This is a genomic window from Aminobacterium sp. UBA4834, from assembly GCF_002400205.1.
Taxonomy (GTDB): domain Bacteria; phylum Synergistota; class Synergistia; order Synergistales; family Aminobacteriaceae; genus Aminobacterium; species Aminobacterium mobile.
This window is the reverse complement of the sequence record NZ_DHFC01000014.1, coordinates 91,363-110,501: the sequence shown is the minus strand read 5'-3', so window position 1 is coordinate 110,501 and position 19,139 is coordinate 91,363. Positions and strand designations below refer to the sequence as shown.

The following is a 19,139-nucleotide window of genomic DNA, read 5'->3' as shown; positions in this document are numbered from 1 at the left end:
ATTAACACTGAGTGTGTAAACATAATAAAAAGATCCTTTCTCTTAACGATAAAGAGAAAACAAGCCTCCAGTCAGACTGGAGGCTTGTTCCTTTTTATTTCGTTAACTCTTTGAGGCTGACGCCAATAGCGAGAGCGTCTTTTGCTTCAATGAGAGGTTTTTTGTTTTCTTCCGCAAGTTTTGTAAAATAGCCGTCCTCGTTACTGCCGATAACAACAAGCATGGCATCGCCTAATGGCATAATAGAGTCGATAGAAGCTTGGTCTGCGCTATCAGTACGGCGAGCCATACCTTCCACATGAGCCGTAATAACGGTCATACCCTCGGCTTTAGCTGCCTCAATAACTTCCTTGCAGCGGGCGATTTCTTTGTTGACATCAGTTCCTGCTGCTCCCATTCCTTTTCCACTTGTTCCAGTGGTGACGATCAGGGTTTTATATCCTTTCCCTTTCAGATCGCTAGCAATAATGGTATTGTTGTTCTCTACTGGTGTAATCTGAGACTGCATGAGAGACATCTTTACCATCACGGCTCCTGGACTCTGTCCACACGTAGTAACAATGACAGGCGTTTCGACAGTGGGCATTTCGGCAGCACTTGCTACGCCTGCAAAGAGAAGAACGGCAGCAAAAAATACCGCTCCAAAAAGTAGGGAACCTTTTCGGTTCTTTGTCATGAGTTTCCCCTCCTTAATCAGTAAACGACTTCTTTCACAAGAATCGCTTTTTCGCCTGTCATGTTAGCTTGAAGGTAAAAAAACGACAAGGTTTTGAATTTTTCGTTCGCAAGTGTATCTTTTTGTTCAAAAAAACGAATAGCATAATGATCCTTATCGTCGCTTTAACAGAGCTTTCTTTTTTGAACAAAAAGAACAAAATGTTATTTCTTTTTGTTGTTGTTGTACTTACTAATAAGATCCCAATTCAGCTGCCACCAGGCTTTTTCTGTTTTTTCCATACACTCGTTCGTAAATTTCGTTATATATTCTTGAGCTTGAGCAGGATCTTTTTGCGCGAGTTCCAATGCTTTTTTATCTATTTCCAAAACCTGTTTGGCAAACCCCTGCTCTAAAGGTTCTCGCACAGCTTTTAAATCTGCTATAGCTTCCTGGTAACGGTGATTTACGAGATCGTCAGCTAGGATAAATGCCCATTGAGTGGAGTCGAGGCTGAAAGTGTTACGATCGAACGTCCTCCAGTTTTTTCTTGTCTCAAGAACGCCCGAATAGATGGGGACGTAACATGTAGTATGGGGATTGTCATACCCGAACCAGAGTACCGTTCTGACAGGAGCAGGATAGCCAGAACGGGCCTGAGAAACGAAGCTGTAGGCGCAATCCCATTTTGCGACAGGTCTATTGTAGGGAATCTTTAAAAGATTTCGGAGGTCCTTCGTTACAAAAGGAGTAGTAAGGGGGCTCTTTGCTATCTTGTCTCCTTCTCTGATGTCCCATGCACTCTCTGCTGCCATATCGAAGGGGGTCCCTTCCATATGGCTTCGAAGCATAGTCATCACATCCTGTACAGAAAGCTTTTTCTGGGGTTTGATAGCAAAGGGATAGCTCATGGTTTCAGCGTAAGGATCCCATTCACGAGTTGGGTCGAGCTGGCTGTAAAGGGTGTAAAGTCGGTTACGGATCCACATGGAGGAAAGAGACCAGTCGTCATTTCCCGTAAGTGGAGAGTAGGCTTCCTGCCAAATAAAGGGTTTCCCACTATTGGGATCATACCAACCGTTATCAATGGCGGGTTGCATATAATCCTTTGAAGCCATGAAATTGTTTTTATCATTCACATCAATTTCCCGAATACGGCTCATATTAGGGACGATTACTACGCAATCATCGGGTACCCTTTGGGCGACCCATACAGCGCCAGGCTTGCCACTATCAGGGGTCCACATAAGACCAGCGCTACGTATTTCGAAAATCCAGGCTTCCGTTGAGTCGGTAATAGTAATGCATTCGCCTTCACTTCCACATGAGGGAAGAAATCCGTATTTCTCGGCCAGCTCTCCAACAACGGTAATGGCCTCTCGAGCTGTTTTTGCTCTTTGAAGGGCAAAAACTTCAAGCTGTTCGATGGTCATTATGGCCCGAGCGTCAGGATGGAATGTTTTGAGCTCTTCTTTTTGCCCAATAGTGGTTTCTCCAATAGCGACACCATGTTCGTTCATAAAGGGATAGCCTACGTGAAAATAAGTATACGTTTTTTCTACCTGAGGAATTTCTCCAATTTTTTTGGGTTCGTAGTCCTCTTCCATAACAATATTCCAAAAGACATCAGCCTTGCTTCCTGCGGGGAAGGTTTTCCCAGGGATTGTCCGGACTCTTGCATCGTAAAAAGCTCCATCTGCTGTGTGAGACGTAATGACAGAGCCATCCGCTGAGGCATCTTTTCCCACAACAATGTTAGTACAGCTCCACGCAGATAAGGCCATGAGTATTGTGAGGGTGATGGGAAGGAATACCAGTATTCCACGGCGCAACTTCTTCATCTCAATCATCTCCTCTTCTCTTTTAGGTCTTTATAGAGATGTTCATAACGCCGACTGTCCATTTTAGCTACAATTTTATTGAGTCTGTACTGCGGAGGAGAGGGGCCAAAAAGCGGCATTTCCGGGGCAGAGAATCTTGTTAAAAACAAAACATAATTTACTGTATTATACACCTATTCTAGGAATGTCGAAAAGATAATTTTTCTATGATATAATGTTTTGTGTTTTTTAATATTATGATCATTTATGAATATGTTTGGTGACTTCTTATGATGGATGCCTGTTTTTGTTTACTCCCTTTCTAGGAGCGAGAAGAACAGGTATAATATTTTTATGTCATGATGCCCAGAGGAGGATTACGCTCTTAATGGAGAATAATAAAGGGAAACGAGCTCAAAGAGAAGTAACAAGAGAAGAACTTTCGAACTATATGTGTAAGGTTCGAGAGCTTATTCAAGAAGGCCAAAACAAAGGTTTTGTGACACAAAAAGACATAGAGAAATATATCCCCATCGACTTCTGGAATGCAGAGGTATTGGAGAATGTAGTGTCTAATCTTATGGAGTTGGGGATAGAGGTCATTGATGAGGAAGGGAAAGAGCGAGGTAGAGCAGAAGCGGAGGAAGAGGCTCTTCAGCCTGCTGAAGCTGAGATCGGCAAACTTGACGATATTCCTCTCACTGATCCTGTTCGCATGTATTTGCGAGAGATAGGAAAGGTCCCTCTCCTAGAACCAGAAGAAGAGGTGGATTTGGCGAAGAGAGTAGAGGCTGGGGAGGAAGATGCAAAAAGGCAGATTATAGATGCGAACCTTCGTCTTGTCGTGAGCATCGCTAAAAAATATATTGGGCGCGGGATGCTTTTTCTTGATCTTATTCAAGAAGGCAATTTGGGGCTTATTCGTGCCGTAGAGAAGTTTGATTATCGAAAAGGTTTTAAATTTAGTACCTACGCTACATGGTGGATTCGCCAGGCTATTACTCGAGCTATAGCTGATCAGGCAAGAACTATTAGGGTTCCTGTCCATATGGTAGAGACTATCAATAAGATGGTGCGAGTGTCTCGACAGCTTGTGCAGAAATTAGGGCGGGAACCGACAGACGAGGAAATTGCAGCAGAGATGGAGATAGAACCAACAAAGGTCGAAGAGATTAGAAGAATTGCTCAACTCCCAGTCTCTCTTGAAACTCCAATAGGAGAAGAAGAGGATAGCCAGTTAGGAGATTTTATTGAAGATAGAGACTTGCCTAGTCCAGAAGAAGCGGCGGCGAGCCATTTGCTTCATGAACAAATTGATGAGATGTTAGAAGCTCTTTCTGACCGTGAAAGAGAAGTGCTTCAATATCGTTTCGGTTTAGAAGATGGCCGTTCCTATACGTTAGAAGAGGTTGGCAAGCGGTTTGGAGTAACCCGAGAGCGGATCCGTCAAATTGAGGCAAAGGCCTTGAGAAAACTACGCCATCCTAGCCGTAGCAAAAAGCTCAGGGACTTTCTCGACTAATTGAGAATTTCAGTTGCTGAGGCGCGCTTTAAGGGCGCGCTTTTTTTATAATATTTAAGACGTCGAGATAGTTTTTTTAATATAAAAATCTGAAGGAGGAGTGCATAAAATTGGCGGGAAAAATCTTTGAAGCTATTATGATTATTTGTTTTGGTATGGCGTGGCCAGCTGCTATTTATAAGTCTTGGGCGTCACGAAGTACGGGAGGTAAGAGTCTCTCTTTTTTATGCATCATTTTGATCGGGTACGTTGCAGGAATATTACATGTTATTTTAGATAGCGAAGGTTTTAGCTGGATTCTGGTTTTGTACATTTTAAATACTCTTATGGTGTCTATCGATACGTGTCTTTATTTTAGAAACAGGCGGATTGAGCGAAAACTTAAGTAGATAGAATAGTTTTTTGCGAGGTGTTTAATGAAAGCCAGAGCGGAGAGCCAACCTCAAAAAGGTGTAATACTTCTAGTAGGAAAAGACGACGGTACAAGCCAAGAGATAGAGCTCGTTTTTAAAAAAAATGCCTGCCCGTTTTTAGCAGTAACAGGACTTCATGTTGCTCTCCAGACGGCACGGGACGTTCATCCTTTTTTATCGATCGTAAATCTTTCTCTTGTTACCGATGCTGAGAGTGTAATGCTTGTTCGACGTTTGGAGGAGTTTTCTGTGGCTGGGGTAGCTTTTTTAGTCGATGTTTTTGAAGAGAGGTCTTACAATTTTGCGCGGGAAGTACAAAGCGCATCTTTTCTTTTCCCCCCAAGCGACGAAGATAAAGGACGTATACTTGTAAATGGACTTATTTCTTCTATGAACAGGTTTTCTGATGGATGTTGCAGGCATGAGTTCGACACGTCTCCTAAAGTAGTTCCTATAGCCGTTTGGACTCAAGATTTTTCTGATCAAAGAAAATTTTTACAAGAAATATTCTCCTCTCAAGTTCAAGAAGATATACAGTCTTTTCTTTTAAAAAATCCACACGTGCTTCGTTCTTGTGTGGCTCTGGGGAAAATTATTGATGCTGATCGTCACACCCTTGATTTTTTTGGAGTCTCTTCTTTAAAGGAGCTGCAAGGTCTTTTTCAATCCCCCTTCTCGTATGAAGAGGAACTCTTCCTTGCGGACCAATATGAAGCGTTATTGAAAGGGAAAAGATATTTTGAAAGAGATCTTGTTTTAACGTCCTCAGACGGATCCCCTTCAAATTCTTTTTTAATAAAATGGTCTCTCCCTTGTGGATCTTCCGATTACTCTGCTGTTCATGTGGTGGCTTTAGACATTTCTTCTATTCGTCGAAGTTTTTTCCAATTGGAGCTAGAGAAGAAAAAATTTGAAAAAATTTTTCAAGATTCTCCTGCAGGGATTGTTATAGCAGATCCCTTTTTCCGGACCTTGGAAGTAAATGATGCATTTTTGCATATGTTTGGTTTTGAATCCCGGGAAGAAGCCTTATCTTATCCTATGAGAGAAAGCATCGTGCCGCCTCGTTTCCATGCCCAAGCAGTTTCTATCGGTCGCATGGTCTTAGAAGGGAAGAAGGTTTTTCTTGAGACCCAACGATGTAAGAGAAATGGGGAGACAATAGATGTCTTTTTAAACTGCTCTCCTCTCACGATGCCAGGTGGGGTTGCGGCGATCTGTTATCTTTATACAGATATTTCTGAAAAGAAGCGAGAAGAGAAACTTCTTCGGAGGAAGCTCAAAGTGGAACAAATGATCTCAGAAGTTTCTGCAGATATTTTAAATTATCCCTCTTTAGAAAAAGCACTAGCGAACTCTCTTCATAAAATGGCCTCTTATATGGAGGTCGATCGTATAACCTATTTATTGAAAAAAGATGGCCAAATGGAATATTTAGCAGAGTGGTGTGCTCGTTCCGTCCCTTCTCTTCGTCCCAGACTTGAAAGGGAAGAGAGTTTTTCTTTGATGGATGTAGATCCCTGGTTTAGAGGTCAAATAGAAAAAAGAGATGTAGTTTATATTAAAGATAGAGAACATCTTCCCGTGGAAGCAGAAAAGACAAAGCGGATTCTTGAAGAGTATGAGATTTGTTCTCTAGTAACGATTCCATATCGATTTCGCGGAGAAATTGTAGGTAGTATCAGTTTTGAGCGCCTTAATTCCAACTTTTCTTGGACTAAAAGTGAACTTGCCCTATTTGATTTATTTTCAGAGATGCTTTCCAGTTTAAAATCTAGAGATGCGGCCTATGAACTTCTTCGAGAGGATAGGGAGAAATATAGAAGACTATTTATGCAGATACAGGAACCTTTTTCTCTATTTGATGTTCTTCTCGACTCTAATGGCAAGCTACATGATCTGCGTTTTATAGAACATAATGAACAGGCATTTATATTTCTTGAGAAGTATGGTTATGGTGATGTTATTGGGCGGACGGTGAAAGAGCTTTTTCCTAAAATAGACAGCTCTTTTGAGGAGATAGCAAGATATGTTGTGACAAGTGGGGAACCACGGACTTTTGTTTTTTATAGCCATGTTTTTGCCGTTCCTCTGACGGTGAGCTGCTTTGTGCCTCAAAGAGGACGCCTTGCTCTTCTTTTTATTTATGACCATAAAATAGAGAAAAGAGAAACACGGGATTAAAAATAGAGGAACGGACCCTCTGATTTTTCTTGCGATTATAGTGAAATAAGCAGCAGGGGGAATCCCCTTGCTGCTTATTCAGCTTTTTTAAACCATTTTTTGAACAATAAGTCACGTTTCTTTATTATTATTTCGTCAAGAAAAGCTTTCATTTGGGGAGCGATGTCTTTGGGCATCATAACGCCAAAATGTTCTCTAGCAAGTAATCCCCCTACCTGTGTTAAAGTTGGCATTTCTGCAGAATATTGTAAAAAGACGGGAGTTTCCAAAATACAGGCATCAATAGCTCCTTTTTTGAGCTTGTTAATGATTTCTCCCCATGTTTCTAAGGGAAAAATTTTATTTTGTGGAAATTCTTTCTTCCCCACTATCTCACCAGTTTTCCCTTTTAGAACGCCAAGAGAACATCCCCTCAAGTGAGAATGGGCTGTATATTTTTTTTCTGCGAGACTTGCTGCTACCTGACCGCTAGCGACATACCATGTTGAGAAGGTTACGTGATGTGCTCTTTCTGGCAGTTTCGTAATAGGGGAAATAATAATGTCACATGAAGGCCAACCTTTTCCTTCCCATATTCCTGTCATTGTTCCTTCTTCGCCTTTTCCCCATTCCAGGGGAACAACTTGAAGGCTAACACCAAGAGCCGAGGCAACAGCCTGAGCTAAATCTACGTCAAGTCCTTCCACGCGGGTTCCCTTCCAAAAGTGAAAAAGTCCCCAATCAGAATGGTCGATGCCTATTGATATGTATCCCTTCTCTTTGACTGTGCGGATATGAAGGCTTGAAGAGCTTTCAAGAGCTGAAAGAGCTTTTTTCTGAAGCATCGTTGCCATAGATTCCAGATTTGTTACTCGATCGGTACTTGCGGCTACAGTATTGGTTTGTTCTTGAATAGAGGCATTAATATTGGAAAGCTTATTAGATTGGCTAAGAACAAGGTCTGTAATTTCGCCAGTAGCTTTTGATACTTTTTCTATAACTGTGGCTTGTTCCAGTACGATACTGCTGGTTTCTGAAAGTTTTTCTAGAACTCCAGTGACAGCGTTTAGCATCGTATCCAACCCCTCTCTGCTTCGAAGGGATTGGTCTTGAGCCTGAGTTACGGCCTGTTCTGCCATGTTGATTCTTGTATAGCCCTTTTCTGCTGTGTTCTGGATGGCCTGTGCAAGGGAGCCTATTTGCGACGCTGCCTGGGCTGACTGCACTGCGAGTTTGCGAACTTCTTCTGCTACTACGGCGAATCCTCGCCCTGCTTCTCCAGCTCGGGCTGCTTCTATAGCGGCATTAAGGGAGAGCAGATTCGTCTGGTCAGCTACTCCAGAAATAGCTTTTACGATTTGTCCTATATTTTGGCTTACAGAAAGCATCTGTTTAATAGCTTCTGCTACAGAGGCTGTGGATTCTACCACTGCTCCAATTGCCTTCTCTGAGTCGGCAGTTAAAGTTCGATTTTCATGGGCCTGGTGACGAATCATTTCTCCTTGATTCGCCATATCGCTGATAAGAGTAGCTGTTTCTTTTGCAGAATCGGCCATTTCCTTGAGCTGTTGATCTGATTCTTTTGCCAAATTCCCAAGATTTTGTGCACTTTGAGCTACAGCATTGACATTTTCAGAGATGGCGTTCATGGACGAAACATTATCAGCCATAAGTATTTTCATATCTTCTGTGACTACATCGAGGCTAGATATTTCATCCCTAGCTCTGACGAGAAAATCTTTTAAATTTTTTTGAGGATTTAGAGCGGATTGAGAGGAAGAGCGAAGGGCGGGTAGTTTTTCGTTGGTGTTTTGTGCCCCCAATACTCGTGAGAATAATAGATGGAAACGAGTGGTCATACTTGTTCCCCCCATGTTAAAATTGAATACACAAAAATTATATCATATTTAACATTAAAAAAGGAGAACCCTTGAGGATCCTCCTTAATAATTCCCACATATATTTTTGTTGCGTTGATACCGTTGCTTTACTTTACTGGGAAATAGCGTTTACTGGGCAGACGGAAACGCAGCTTCCACACTCAATGCAGGTATCGGGATCAACTTCAGCTTTGCCGTCGTTCATGGAGATAGCTTCTACAGGGCATGTCCCTACACATGTTTCACATCCGACACATGCGTCTTTATCTACAACTGCTTTTGCCATTATGTATTACCCCCTCCGTCAAGATATAAGCTTCACTTAGCGGATTATATAATACTTTAGTACCAGAGGCAACTTAAAGCCCTCTAAGACCAGAAAATGGCAGGCGGATACTCTGGCTTGGGGTCTCGAGTTAAAAGGTTTTCAAGTTCTTCTCGAGGAGAAGTTCCTTGATAGAGTAGTCGATAAACAGATTCAGCTATCGGTAGCTCAACACAATATTTTTGAGCTAGACGTACAACTGCTTGGACAGTAAAAGCTCCTTCCGCCACCTGACCTAAAATGGCTTTTGCTTCGTCGAGATTTTTCCCTTCGCCTAAAAGTTTTCCAAGTCTGAAGTTTCTCGAATGGAAACTGTAGCATGTTACGACTAAATCTCCAACGCCTGCAAGCCCGGCCAAAGTTAATGGGTGGGCTCCCATCTTTGCTCCCAGCCTCATTATTTCCGCCAAACCTCGACTGACCAGTGCTGCTGTAGCGTTATCTCCAAGTTCCATTGCCTTCGCAATTCCAGATGCAATTGCAATAACATTTTTTACTGCTCCACCTATCTCTACTCCTGCCACATCATTGCCAGTATAGACGCGAAATCTATTCCCATTAAAAAAAGACTGCCATTTTTCAGCTGTGTCCGGGAGAGAGGATGCTACTATCGTAGCGGTGGGAAGGTTTTTTATTACTTCCTCTGCGTGGCTCGGGCCAGAAATAACGGCATACTGAGCATTTGGCATTATTTCTGATGAAATTTGGCTAATACGCATAAGCGTTTCGATTTCAAGTCCTTTTGCTGCATTGCAAAGCGAAAGAGGCGAATCGAAAATATGAAGATCCTTCAAAAGGCCTCGTATCGTTTGAGTTGGGACGGCGAGAATCCAGTCTTGAGAAAATTCTGCCGCTTCCCGAAGATTCCATGTGGCATGGATATTATGGGAAAGAGGCGCGTCTTTCAGATAATCAGGGTTGCGCCCATTTATGTTAATAGCTTGGGCCTGAGCCTGCCTACGACACCAAAGGCAAACGTGGTGCCCGTTTTTTGCCAACACATTAGCTAGAGCAGTTCCCCAGCTACCAGCACCAAAAAGGGTAAGCGTTGCCACGTACCATTCCTCCTTCTATAATTTATAAAACTAAACTTTATATCTACTCACAAACTTTTTTCATATTAATGTTACAATACAAAAAGAATATATCACCTTGGAGGTGCTTGGTTGCAGGATTGGTGGGGTGGCGTGCTGCTTCTTGTCTTTTCGACGGCCGGACTCCTTTTAGGGAAGGGGACTATCTACGGAGCGAGTATGTTCCCTATAACCCTCATTATCCTCTTCCCAACGGTCTCTATATTAGCATCAAGACGTGCCGGAGCGATTCTTTTGCTTCTAGCTTCGCTCTTCCTTCCTGCATATGTATATCTATCTGGACTTCCTATAGCAACAGCCATTCCATTATATGTCATGATCGGGGCAATGTACGGAATTTCTAAATTTCTATGGCGGCGTACTTCTCGAGAGATGACAGTTTTTCTTGAATGCATACATCAAGTCGGCGCAGCTTCTGGTATAGAAGAAGCCTGTCTGCCCGCCTTGGATCTTATACATCGCCTTCTGTCTGATAGTAGCCCTTCTATTGCTCTTTTTGACGAGGAAAAATGTGTTTTTCAATTGTATTGTAAAGAGGAGGAGTATTGTGGAGAGGGGGTAGATCCGGATGGAACGCTCCCTTTAGGCGATAATGTGTGCTCAAAAGTGTATGAGACAGGGGATCCTATAGTAATAGATGACGTGAAACGTCACCCCCTTTATGTGGAAGGAGTGCCTGGCGCTCGGTCGGAGCTGGTTGTTCCTATTATATGGCGAGGACAAAAATATGGAGTTATTAATGTAGAGTCGAAAAAACCAGGGTGTTTTTCTAATGCGGATCTTCGAAGCATCCGCTTTTTTGCGGCTATTTTAGGAGAAGTTTTTTCTCATTTAAAGGTAGAGAGTAAGCTTGAAAGAAATATTTGTGAATTAGAAAGAGCGAATACGGCTTTTTCTTCCACTAAAAAAGCCCTGTCTTGTGCTTTAGAAGTTACCAGAGAACAAAAAGAAAATTTAGAAGCCCTTCTTAAAAGGCTTCGCGATCTCTTCGATATAGTAAAAGCCATGTCTCTTTGCCCTTCTTTGGATTCTCTTTTCCCTCTAATCGCCCAACTTCTTTCTCAAAGGTTAGGGTATAAGAATGTTTATGTTTTTTCTCGACGCTCTTTTGGCGGTGAGATCACTCTTCAGTCGTCAGTAGGTAGTTTACCTGAGGAGCTTAAAGATCTTAAAAGCCTGGGGAGAGGGGTTCTTCGAAAAGTTTTGAAAACTGGGGAATCGTACCTTATGACTGACGTTTTAAAAGATCCCAACTACTTGAATCTCGATAATGAAGTCCGTTCCGAATTGATTGTTCCTGTGATGTCGAATAATGGTTTATGGGGTGCTATTGCTGTAGATGACGATCATATTGGGGGCATAACTCGACAAGATGAAGAGTTGCTTGGGGTCGTGACGTCGCATTTAGCGCTGGAACTTGAAAATAAGGAATCTTTTGCCAGGCTTAGCAGGGAACTGAACAGGTTGAGAGCTCTTTTGGATATAGTGCAATTTGTATCTGGAGAAAAATTTGATGTAACTCGAGTGGCTAATCAGGTTGTAAAAATGTTTTCTTCAGTTTTTTGTTATGAAAAAATAACGTTTTTTTTGGTGGAGGAAGGGGACGAAGGCAAGCCATTCTTTCTCAAGGCTTTGGCGTCTAATTTTGTGGAAACTGAAGCGCTATCGTCTTTTTCTCAAAAACTTTATGAAAGTGGAGGTGGACAGGTTTCCAAGGCTGTAGAAAGTCAACGGATTATTAATACTCCAAACCTTAAACAGTCACCTTTTTATGTCAACCTTTCTACGCGTATTACTACATCTCAGCTTGATACACCTATCTCTTTTGCAGGTAAGGTCTATGCGGTTATTTCTATGGAGAGCAATATCCCTTTCGATAGAAGTGATGAAGATTTCTTCCTGATCCTCTCCAAACATTTAGGAGCTCTTCTAGCCTTGCAGTCTATAATAGAAGAAACGAAGAGGAAAGCTCTTGTGGATGATTTAACAGAGCTCTGGAATCGACGGTACCTGACAATTCGTTTGGCTGAGGAACAGTCTCGTTATGATAGGAATGGAGAGCCTGCTTGTGTTGTAATGATCGATATGAGAGATTTTAAACAAGTGAATGATAGGTACGGCCATTTTGTAGGAGATCGAGTTTTGAAGGCTTTTTCTGCTTTTATATCTCATGCAGTGAGAGCTGAAGACATTGTCGGTCGTTTAGGTGGAGATGAGTTCTTGATAGTTTTACCGGGAACAACTAAAAATCAGGCCCTTCTTCTTATAAAACGACTCAAGCAGGAAACGGTATCTTTTAGCGTGCCAGGTATAGAATGTCCTATTTGGGCTGATTTTGGTGTCGCGTCAGTGCCGGAGGATACCTTGTCTTTTCACGAAGCCTTGAGAATTGCTGACCAGAGAATGTATGAAGAGAAAATAAGGCGAAAAGACATAGATTGAAATGTTTTTTCGAAAGGAAGATATGAGAGATTATGACTACTGGCCATCTATCAACAGCGCTTAAGAGTATTCAAGAAAAAGTGAGTGAAACTCTTATTGAGAGTTTGGATTATATTGCTACATTACGAGAAGAGGAGCTGGAACATCTCCATGATACTCGAGAAAGACGAGCACAAGTACAGCGAGATATTGAAGATGTAATTGTTGCTTCTCAAAAAGCAGAAGAAGAGTATAGACGATCGAGATTAGAGTTAATGGAGACATCTAGGTCAGGAGATCAACAGAGAGAGCAAATAGCCTACGATCGAGCAGCCCATCTTATGAAAATACGAGGAGCTTTTGAAGAAAGAGAAAAGTTTTTATGTCGCCTTCGGGACGATCTTGACAGAGCGGAACGACGGGCAGAGCGTTTCCTGAAGCGCAGCGAACAAATGTCAGGGCGGTTTAGAATGGCATTGGAATTTATTTCTTCGAATATAGATGAAGCGATAGGTGCCGGAGAGGTTTTTGATATTAAAGGTATGAAACTTGCCTGCCAGCTAGCAGAGAGAGAGAGTCGAGCTTTGGCTCGAGATCTTCATGATGGTCCAATCCAATTATTCTCAAGTGCGGTATTACAGCTGGAAGCAGCACAGGAATATTTGAATGGGGGGGATGCTCCTCGTGCCGTAAACGAACTTCTAAAGACGCGAGAGCAGATCCAAAAGGCTTTAGGAGATGTGCGATCTCTTCTCTTCCAGATTAATCCTTCTGGTTTGGTGGAAGGTCTAAATAAGGCTTTGGATCGCCTTTCTAAAGATGTGTGGAAAGCTGGGGGGCCAGAAGTTCGAATCCGAATCGAGGGCGATCAGCAGAATATCCCTCTTTCTTTCCGTCGGCCTCTCTTTAAGATTATTCATCAAGCTGTGGCAAACGCATTTCTTCATGGTAAAGCCAGAGAAGTTTCTGTGCGGCTTGATATATTAAAAGATGTAATGAGAGCCCGAGTTTCCGATGATGGAGTTGGCTTTGATGTGCGAAAAGAGCGAGTACGCGCTCAAGAGAGAGGTTCATATGGCCTTATCAGTATGGAAGAACGAGCAATGATGATTGGCGGAAATCTTCGCATTGAAAGTGAACCTGGCAAGGGGACTAACATTTATCTCAGCATTCCTCTTGTTGGCCATGGGGAAGAATAAAATAAAAGAGGCCGATTTGAAGTAAAAATCGGCCTCTTTTATTTTTATTAACTTGCTTTTTTAGCAGCTTTTTTCCTCTCCTGCTGATCGAGAAGAGCTTTTCTCATCCTAATAGATTTAGGAGTAACTTCTACCAGTTCATCGTCAGCAATCCACTCCATAGCTTTTTCCAAAGTCATCTTTCTTGGAACATCTAGCTTTATGGTCATATCCTTTGTTGCAGAACGATGGTTGGTGGCTTGTTTCCGCTTCGTTGGGTTGCATGGAAGATCACCAGGGCGGGAATTCTCTCCCACAATCATCCCGTCATAAACAGAATCGCCTGGATCGATAAATAATGTCCCTCGTTCTTGGAGATTTTCGAGCTGATAACTTGTAGCTTCTCCAGTATCTAAGCTCACCATGCTCCCACGGTTTCGAGGGGAAATTTCCCCAACCCATGGGCCATACCCTGAAATTGATGCGTTCATAATTCCCAATCCGCGAGTATCTGTCAAGAACTCGCCTCGATAGCCTATAAGCCCTCGAGTAGGGATTTCGAATATGAGACGAATTAATCCACTTTTTGTGTTCTCCATGGAAAGAAGCTTTGCCTTTCTTCGAGAAAGTTTCTCAAATATGACACCCTGGTATTCTTCGGGAACGTCAATAGTAAGTTCCTCCATGGGCTCAAGGAGCTGTCCTTCCTCTTCTTTAGTAATGACTTCTGGTTTGGAGACACAGAATTCCATTCCCTCTCGGCGCATTTCCTCAATCAAAATAGAAAGCTGAAGTTCTCCCCTTCCAGAGACTTTTACCCCATCTGGCCGACCTAAATCTTCCATGCGGAGGGATACATTCACATGCATCTCTCGCTCCAGCCGAGCCTTTAACTGCCGTAAGGTGATAGGCTGTCCTTCCTTCCCAGAAAAAGGACCTGTGTTGACAAGGAAAAACATAGATACTGTAGGTTCCTCAATAGAAAGAGGAGAAAGAGTTTTTCCCTCTATCTCGGGAGAACAGAATGTATCTCCTATATTTATTTCTTCTGGTCCTGAAATCCACACAATGTCCCCAGCCGCCACCTCTTCTACTTCTCGGCGATCGAGGCCATGGGTAACCCACATTTGAACTGAACGAGTTTTTTCTTCAGAATAGACTTCCCAACCATCTTTTTTCTGTCTGTTATTCTTCCAGCGAGTGGAGTATCGTAAAAAATCTTCCCCCTTGTGAAGACTCCCCTGAAGGACCCTTCCGCATCCAATTCTTCCGGTGTATTCGTTCCACGCTAATGTAGAGACCTGCATAAGAAACGGAGCTTCTCGATTTACAACTGGAGCAGGTACATATGCAACTATGGTTTGAAAGAGAGCGTCCATCCCTTCGTGGGGATCCTTTTCCAAATCTTTTACGGCCCATCCGTCTAAGCCAGAGCCGTAAAGGACAGGAAAATCAGCCTGTTCTTCTGTTGCACCAAGCTCAATAAAAAGATCAAAAGTTTGATCCAGTGCTTCTGCTGGATTTGCGTTGGGACGATCTACTTTATTGATGAAGACTATGGGACGAAGTCCCATAGCAAGAGCGCGCATCAAAACGTATCGGGTTTGGGGCATAGGACCTTCGTTGGCATCTACAAGCAACAAAACTGAGTCTACAGTAGAAAGAATACGCTCCACTTCACCAGAAAAGTCAGCGTGCCCGGGAGTATCTATAATGTTGATCAGATAACCTTGCCATTCTACTGTGCAATGTTTGGCTCGTATTGTGATACCCCGCTCACGTTCTATTTCATTATTGTCCATAACACGATCTTCTACCTTTGCTCCCTTTCGGAAGACCTGGGCAGCCCTAAAAATAGAATCGATCAGAGTCGTTTTCCCATGATCGATATGGGCTATAATTGCAATATTTCGAATTTTATCTGCTGACACCATTCATAACAACTCCCTAATAGATGCAAAATACCAAACCCTATATGACAACGAAACAAACGAGTATAATATGCCAAATTCAAAAAAGTAGCAAGGGCATTACTGAAAAGTTGCCATTAAACGACAATAACAACAACGCGTTGCTTATAGACAGTAATACATTATGTCTCATTAAAAGATAGCGAGATAAAAACAAGGATAGGGAAGTACTTCATCGCTTCGTTTTCTTTTCGCAGAAGGCCTCGAATGTTTTTGTTAAAATTATTCTAAGTTTAAACGTTCTCTCCCATTAAATATCTGAGTACCACAGCTTACTTTAACAGTATAGCGTATGTTGTCGAAAAACGATAATATATTTCGTGAGTCTACTACAAACGGTGTTTTTGTGGGGCAATAACGTGTAGCTTTTTACTCACTATAATACCCCCAGCGAGTGTGTTTATTCAATGTTGCCATGAACGAAGCCGATGATATATAGGGTTGTCGTTAAGAAGGATATGTCAATATTGAGAAGAAGGAAGGAATGGCCGTTGAAAAAGGAAGAAAAGAACATCATCAATTCAGTAGACGTAGATGATCATTTATGTTTGCAGCTTTGGTCTCGGGGGGCCGTTCCTCGGCTTATTATTTTCAATAAGGGGAGAGGGAATGGAAGAACAGTTCGTTTCTCATGGCTTGAAGGAGAGAATAAATCTATTTCTCTTAAAAAAAGTGATGGCAAGATTGAGCAATATCCAATTCAAGATATCCTTCCTCAAATACATGAGCTCCTTAGAACAGAGGCATCTTATGCTCCTTACAAAGCTCTTTTGTGGAAAACGGCTCTCCTTTTTGTAGAGTATCTCCACGAGCCCAAAACTGTACTTTCGAAAGAAGACCTTGCCATGCTTCCTGAGGAAAAGAGAGAGGTTTTGTGGCTGGTAAATATGATTAATGGAGTAGAAAAAGCTTCTTTTTTCCCCTCTTTCCCTTTGTCAGAAGAAGAGAAGGTTTTGATAGGGGAAGATCTGTCTATTCCGGTAAAAGATGGAGAGCGTTCAGTGTTTGGGTTACGATCTCTTGGCATTACAAGAAGATTAACGTCTTGTAATCCTGAAAGATGGTATCGTCCCCTTTTCTTTTCAGCAGCAGCTCTTCTTCTCGGTTTCTCTCTGGCGGAGGAAGATACACAAGATGTTTCTGACTTTTTTTGGCAAGAAGTATCAGAAGAAGGCAAAGTATGGGATACATTGAAACAGCTTCCTTCTGCGGAGGGCAAGATACGAAAACCTCTTCTTCATTTTCAACGTAAAGTCCGAGGATATGTGAGGCATTGGGCGTTATTAAATGATATTGAAAGAGAAGAATCTTATGACGGAGAGAATGCCTTGTTGGAACAGGGTTTTAAAAGAAAGAAACGGATGATTTTTCCTGAAGGGGTTCTTGGGGACGTCCCGTACAAAGTGATATTTTGCGAGTTGGGGGAAGAGGATAAATTGGCAGTATGTCTTTCCCCTGAACAGGCAACACTTCGCCATAAAGGAGATCGAATCTATCGTCTTTCAACTCTTTCTTTCTCTGAAGCTCAAGAGCGTGATAGCGCAGGGAGTGTAAAGGACGAATTTTTTACTCTCGGAAGTCTCGTAAAAGCTGTAGATTTTAAATGGTGGCTCTCAGATATACGAAAAATACTAGAGCCAATACTTTCTTCTCCGTTATAAGTTTTATTAGTCTAACACTTTTACCCTACTATGGTATAATTTAATTCTCATTAAGGAGGTGTACTGGATGGTAGAGAAGAAAAAGAGTGGATGTGTTGTTCCTTCAGCAGTGGTAGAGGGACAGGAAATGCCAAAAGAGGATTTGAGGAGTGTTTCTGAAAAGGAGGCGAAAGGCATGTCCATTATGGTAGGGAGGAAAGCTCCGAATTTTACAGCACCAGCATATTACAATGGAAATTTTACTACTGTCAGTTTATCTGATTTTGTTGGCAAATGGGTTTTGCTGTGTTTCTACCCAGGAGATTTTACATTCGTTTGAGCCACGGAAGTGTCGGCAGTTGCTGACAGATATGAAGAAATTCATGACCTTGGCGTGGAAGTTATCTCTATGAGTGTAGACAGCCAGTTTGTTCACAAAATTTGGAATGACATGGAACTTTCAAAAATGGCAGGCAAAAATGTTCCATTCCACATGGCTTCCGATGGAGGCGGCAATATAGGAAGTGCATATGGAGTGTATGATCCAGAGGCTGGAGTGGATGTTCGTGGACGTTTTATTATTGATCCCGATGGTGTTGTCCAGGCCATGGAAGTGTTAACTCCGCCAGTGGGTAGAAATGTAGACGAAACAATCCGTCAGATTAAAGCGTTCCAATTAGTTCGGGAAACAGAGGGGAAACAGGTAACCCCTTCAGGGTGGCATCCAGGAGGGAAGACACTAGAGCCAGGCGTTAACCTGGTTGGTAAAGTTTGGGAAAAATGGACTCCTCGCGACGAATATAAGAAATAATATAGCGAGGTCCAATAGAGATAAATAAACAGGGGCTGCTCTTTAGAGCAGCCCCTGTTTGTTGCTGTTTGACATCTTCTTCCGTTTATATCAATCGTTTCCTCTTGGTACAATATAAACATAAGAAAGAACTGGAACGTTAGACCTCCCTCAAGGGTATAGCTAAGAATATATTCGAGGTGATGGCGATGGGAAGAGTTCTTGTTGGTACATGTTCATGGAGCGATCGTTCTCTCGTTGAAAGTGGTTGGTATCCCAGGGAAGCATCTACTCCCGCTTCAAGGTTGCACCATTATGCTCAGAATTTTGAAACGGTGGAGGTAGACAGTACTTTTTATGCTCTTCCCCAAGAAACCACGGTGTTTCGGTGGGCACTTCGAACGCCGCCGAATTTTATATTTAATATTAAAGCCTATGGCTTATTCACTTTTCACAAAATTGCATATGGGAGCCTCCCTCTTTGGTTGCGTAAAGAATTGCCAGCGCGTTTAAAAAAGGACGATAAAATAGCTCGTCAAGCTATCCCTTTTTCTCTGCGTCGAACCTTGTGGAAACAATTCATAAACCTTATTACACCGTTACATCAGATGAAGCGTTTAGGCTACCTGCTCTTCCAGCTTCCTCCATGGCTGGGGTATTCCTCATCTTCCATAAATTATTTAAAACACGTTGCCTCTATGGCTCCTCCTTTCAAGATCGCTGTTGAGGTCCGAAACGGAAGCTGGCTGAGAGAGGGACGTAAAAGCTTCGAGTCTCTTTTAAAGGATGGAAATATGGCTTACGTAATGGTGGATGAACCTCAATTGTCTTGGACGGTTCCTCCAGAGATGTTTCTGACGGCGGCATGGGGAGGTGTTGTCCGTTTTCATGGAAGAAATAAGTCCGCATGGGAGCAAAAAGGAGCTTCAGTTCAAGACCGATTCCGTTATCGTTATAAAGAGGAAGAACTTCTTCAGTGGAAAGATTCTCTTCTTTGTTTAAAAGATCATGTTCCCTCTCTTTTTATCATGTTTAATAATTGCTATAGGAACTTTGCGGTGAGCAATGCATTGCAGATGCAGAAGCTTTTTGAAATAGCCCCTCCTAAAGAAGGCCTTTTTCAAAAAACGTTAAATTTTGAAGGAGAGAAATGTAGATCAAGAGAAAAAATTTAAAAACGTATGATAATTACAGTTTTTATTCGATTTATTGTTGAAAATAAGCTCCTAGAGGCTCTTAACGTCTCGTGAGGCTTGCTAGGCCTTTTG

General features: G+C 42.3%; 14 protein-coding genes. 8 read left to right on the top strand and 6 right to left on the bottom strand.

The window, feature by feature from the left end:
- Positions 1–94: 94 nt before the first annotated feature.
- On the bottom strand, positions 95–676 hold the full coding sequence (locus B3L97_RS05190; RefSeq protein ID WP_024821576.1) for a DUF6305 family protein: 582 nt from the start codon (positions 674–676) through the stop codon (positions 95–97).
- 203 nt (positions 677–879) lie between these two features.
- The gene (locus tag B3L97_RS05185; protein WP_286847258.1) at positions 880–2,496 is read right to left on the bottom strand and encodes a dipeptidase; all 1,617 of its coding nucleotides are present in this window, start codon (positions 2,494–2,496) and stop codon (positions 880–882) included.
- A 367-nt stretch (positions 2,497–2,863) separates the two neighbouring features.
- Here B3L97_RS05185 and rpoD point away from each other — a divergent pair, with 367 nt between their 5' ends.
- The 3 genes from rpoD (at position 2,864) to B3L97_RS05170 (ending at position 6,594) form a co-directional block, all read left to right on the top strand.
- Positions 2,864–3,997 carry an RNA polymerase sigma factor RpoD gene (rpoD, locus tag B3L97_RS05180; RefSeq protein WP_024821578.1) on the top strand — a complete coding sequence of 378 codons (1,134 nt, stop codon included), beginning with the start codon at positions 2,864–2,866 and terminating at the stop codon, positions 3,995–3,997.
- 110 nt (positions 3,998–4,107) lie between these two features.
- Entirely contained in the window at positions 4,108–4,386 is a 279-nt protein-coding gene (locus B3L97_RS05175; protein WP_024821579.1) for a PQ-loop domain-containing transporter, read from the top strand.
- A 27-nt stretch (positions 4,387–4,413) separates the two neighbouring features.
- Positions 4,414–6,594, top strand: coding sequence for a PAS domain S-box protein (locus B3L97_RS05170; RefSeq protein WP_286934474.1), 2,181 nt, complete (start codon positions 4,414–4,416; stop codon positions 6,592–6,594).
- Positions 6,595–6,668: 74 nt separating this feature from the next.
- Here B3L97_RS05170 and B3L97_RS05165 read toward each other — a convergent pair whose 3' ends face one another.
- The 3 genes from B3L97_RS05165 to B3L97_RS05155 form a co-directional block, all read right to left on the bottom strand.
- Positions 6,669–8,432, bottom strand: coding sequence for a methyl-accepting chemotaxis protein (locus B3L97_RS05165; RefSeq protein ID WP_286847254.1), 1,764 nt, complete (start codon positions 8,430–8,432; stop codon positions 6,669–6,671).
- Between the two features lie 133 nt (positions 8,433–8,565).
- Positions 8,566–8,739, bottom strand: a complete 174-nt coding sequence (locus tag B3L97_RS05160) for a DUF362 domain-containing protein (RefSeq protein ID WP_024821582.1) — start codon at positions 8,737–8,739, stop codon at positions 8,566–8,568.
- A gap of 83 nt (positions 8,740–8,822) precedes the next feature.
- Positions 8,823–9,833 carry an NAD(P)H-dependent glycerol-3-phosphate dehydrogenase gene (locus B3L97_RS05155; RefSeq protein WP_024821583.1) on the bottom strand — a complete coding sequence of 337 codons (1,011 nt, stop codon included), beginning with the start codon at positions 9,831–9,833 and terminating at the stop codon, positions 8,823–8,825.
- Between the two features lie 111 nt (positions 9,834–9,944).
- Between B3L97_RS05155 and B3L97_RS05150 the strand changes: the two genes are divergently transcribed.
- Together B3L97_RS05150 and B3L97_RS05145 are read left to right on the top strand one after the other, a co-directional pair.
- Positions 9,945–12,314, top strand: coding sequence for a diguanylate cyclase (locus B3L97_RS05150; protein ID WP_286934473.1), 2,370 nt, complete (start codon positions 9,945–9,947; stop codon positions 12,312–12,314).
- Positions 12,315–12,346: 32 nt separating this feature from the next.
- Positions 12,347–13,492, top strand: coding sequence for a sensor histidine kinase (locus tag B3L97_RS05145; protein ID WP_286934472.1), 1,146 nt, complete (start codon positions 12,347–12,349; stop codon positions 13,490–13,492).
- Between the two features lie 47 nt (positions 13,493–13,539).
- Here the strand turns inward: B3L97_RS05145 and typA are convergent, their stop codons facing one another.
- Positions 13,540–15,405, bottom strand: a complete 1,866-nt coding sequence (gene typA / locus B3L97_RS05140) for a translational GTPase TypA (RefSeq protein WP_024821586.1) — start codon at positions 15,403–15,405, stop codon at positions 13,540–13,542.
- Positions 15,406–15,932: 527 nt separating this feature from the next.
- Between typA and B3L97_RS05135 the strand changes: the two genes are divergently transcribed.
- From B3L97_RS05135 to B3L97_RS05125, 3 genes are all read left to right on the top strand, one after another.
- Positions 15,933–17,102, top strand: a complete 1,170-nt coding sequence (locus B3L97_RS05135; RefSeq protein WP_286934471.1) for a hypothetical protein — start codon at positions 15,933–15,935, stop codon at positions 17,100–17,102.
- A 67-nt stretch (positions 17,103–17,169) separates the two neighbouring features.
- Positions 17,170–17,892, top strand: coding sequence for a thioredoxin-dependent peroxiredoxin (prxU, locus tag B3L97_RS05130; protein ID WP_274532062.1), 723 nt, complete (start codon positions 17,170–17,172; stop codon positions 17,890–17,892).
- A 188-nt stretch (positions 17,893–18,080) separates the two neighbouring features.
- Entirely contained in the window at positions 18,081–19,046 is a 966-nt protein-coding gene (locus tag B3L97_RS05125; protein ID WP_286934470.1) for a DUF72 domain-containing protein, read from the top strand.
- The last annotated feature ends 93 nt before the right edge of the window (positions 19,047–19,139 follow it).

Bases quoted from the DNA above. Each gene is read 5' to 3' on its own strand.
- B3L97_RS05190 (WP_024821576.1), bottom strand. From the start codon at position 676: ATGACAAAGAACCGAAAAGGTTCCCTACTTTTTGGAGCGGTATTTTTT.
- B3L97_RS05185 (WP_286847258.1), bottom strand. From the start codon at position 2,496: ATGAAGAAGTTGCGCCGTGGAATACTGGTATTCCTTCCCATCACCCTC.
- rpoD (WP_024821578.1), top strand. From the start codon at position 2,864: ATGGAGAATAATAAAGGGAAACGAGCTCAAAGAGAAGTAACAAGAGAA.
- B3L97_RS05170 (WP_286934474.1), top strand. From the start codon at position 4,414: ATGAAAGCCAGAGCGGAGAGCCAACCTCAAAAAGGTGTAATACTTCTA.
- B3L97_RS05165 (WP_286847254.1), bottom strand. From the start codon at position 8,432: ATGACCACTCGTTTCCATCTATTATTCTCACGAGTATTGGGGGCACAA.
- B3L97_RS05160 (WP_024821582.1), bottom strand. From the start codon at position 8,739: ATGGCAAAAGCAGTTGTAGATAAAGACGCATGTGTCGGATGTGAAACA.
- B3L97_RS05145 (WP_286934472.1), top strand. From the start codon at position 12,347: ATGACTACTGGCCATCTATCAACAGCGCTTAAGAGTATTCAAGAAAAA.
- typA (WP_024821586.1), bottom strand. From the start codon at position 15,405: ATGGTGTCAGCAGATAAAATTCGAAATATTGCAATTATAGCCCATATC.
- B3L97_RS05125 (WP_286934470.1), top strand. From the start codon at position 18,081: ATGGGAAGAGTTCTTGTTGGTACATGTTCATGGAGCGATCGTTCTCTC.